3 protein-coding genes are annotated in these 1,667 nt (G+C 60.3%); all 3 read left to right on the top strand.

Annotated elements, in window-relative coordinates; all coding sequences use genetic code 11:
- Positions 1 to 300 (top strand): hypothetical protein (locus WCJ41_RS22135; RefSeq protein ID WP_336907994.1); only part of this gene is annotated, 300 nt, incomplete at its 5' end.
- Positions 301 to 304: 4 nt separating this feature from the next.
- The gene (locus WCJ41_RS22130) at positions 305 to 1,105 is read left to right on the top strand and encodes a PIG-L family deacetylase (RefSeq protein ID WP_336907993.1); all 801 of its coding nucleotides are present in this window, start codon (positions 305 to 307) and stop codon (positions 1,103 to 1,105) included.
- 29 nt (positions 1,106 to 1,134) lie between these two features.
- The coding region (locus tag WCJ41_RS22125; RefSeq protein WP_336907992.1) for a hypothetical protein at positions 1,135 to 1,667 on the top strand (533 nt) is incomplete at its 3' end.

Here is a 1,667-nt window from a genome sequence, read left to right as displayed (position 1 = left end):
CCCGGGCGGCGGGAGCAACCGGCTCACGAGTCGCTCAGCAGTAGGGCAACGCTTGCGGAAGTGCCATTGACCGGGCTATCCTTCAAGGCGCAGTGGAGCGGGCTCTCGATGAAGATGCTCGATTCCGGCGACGTCAGCGACCACCCCTACCAGGCCCAGTTCAAGGCATTCTTCGATGCGCTCGATAAGGGCCAGGACATGCCGCTGACGAGTTTCCGCCACGCCCTCCGCACCTTTAAGGTCATTTTCGCCGCCGACCAGAGCGCAGCCAACGGCGGCCAGCCGGTCAAGGTTGCCTGAACCCATGCCATCCTGCCTCGCCATCTTCGCACACCCCGACGACGTCGAATACTTCGCCGCCGGGACGATGCTGCAGCTCGCGCAGCGCGGCTGGGAACTCCACTACTTCGATCTGTGCGCCGGCAACGGCGGCTCGGTCCAGATGGACGGCCCGACGACCGCGACCAAGCGCCTCGCGGAAGCCCAAGAAGCCGCCCGTATCCTCGGCGCGAAATTCTACCCGCCAGTCGTCAACGACATGACGCTGACCTTCGACATCGAGGTCATGCGTAAAGTAGCCTCGGTCATACGCCAAAGCCGCGCCGACATCGTGCTCACGCACGCGCTGTCCGACTACATGGAAGACCATATGGCCTGCGCCCGTCTCGCGACCTCCGCCGCCTTCACGCACGGGATGCCCAACTACGACACCGTCCCACCGGCGACACCCTACGCGCACGACGTGACGATTTACCACGCCATGCCCCACGGCCTGTGCACGCCGCTGCGCCAGAAGGTCCGCGCTGGCCTCTATGTAGATGTCGCCCCGGTCCAAGATCAGGCCCGCCAAGCCCTCGCGGCCCACGCCTCGCAGAAGGACTGGCTGGATAAGAGCCAAGGCATGGACTCCTACCTGCATACCCTCGACAAGATGTCCGCCGCCGTGGGCGAACTCTCCGGCAAATACGCCCTAGCACAAGGCTGGTGCCGCCATCTGCACCTCGGTTATAGCGCCGCCGACATCGACCCGCTTCGCTCCGCGCTTGGCTCCGCTTGCATGGTCGACGCCATCTACGAAGCCGCCCTCGAAAAACCTTTCCCATGACCCCTACCCTATATCTCCGCTTAGCCGCGATGGCCTTTCTGCACTACTTCGTGTGGAGTTGCTGGTTCAATACGCTGAATCTTTATATTGGTGGCAATACAAGTAAAGGTGGCCTCGGCTTTGAGGGCTGGCAGATAGGCCTAGCCTACGGAACCACCGCCATTGGAGCCATATTCTCCCCCTTCATCATCGGGGTTATCGCTGACAGATTTTTCTCCGCACAGCGCTTGCTCGGAGTCCTTCACTTAGTTGGCGCGGGTCTGCTTTGGTGGATATCGAAGCAGACGAGCTTCGACGTCTTCTACCCATCGCTCATCATCTATACGCTCACCTACATGGCCGGACATGGACTGATTAATACGATTACCCTCACGCATACGCCAAATCCTGCGAAATGGTTCCCCATCGTCATGACCGCAGCCACTATTGGTTGGATTTGTGCAGGTTTGCTCATCAGTAAACTTCAGCTCGAGGATAACTCGGGGATGTTCAAGCTGGCCGCACTCATCGCATTACTGATGGGGCTATATTCCTTCAGCCTGCCTAACACCCCTCCCAAGAC

It is taken from the genome of Aestuariivirga sp. (assembly GCF_037139295.1).
Taxonomy (GTDB): domain Bacteria; phylum Pseudomonadota; class Alphaproteobacteria; order Rhizobiales; family Aestuariivirgaceae; genus Aestuariivirga.
The sequence above is the reverse complement of the archived record's forward strand: the minus strand, read 5'-3'. Positions and strand labels throughout refer to the sequence as shown.

Bases quoted from the DNA above. Each gene is read 5' to 3' on its own strand.
- WCJ41_RS22130 (WP_336907993.1), top strand. From the start codon at position 305: ATGCCATCCTGCCTCGCCATCTTCGCACACCCCGACGACGTCGAATAC.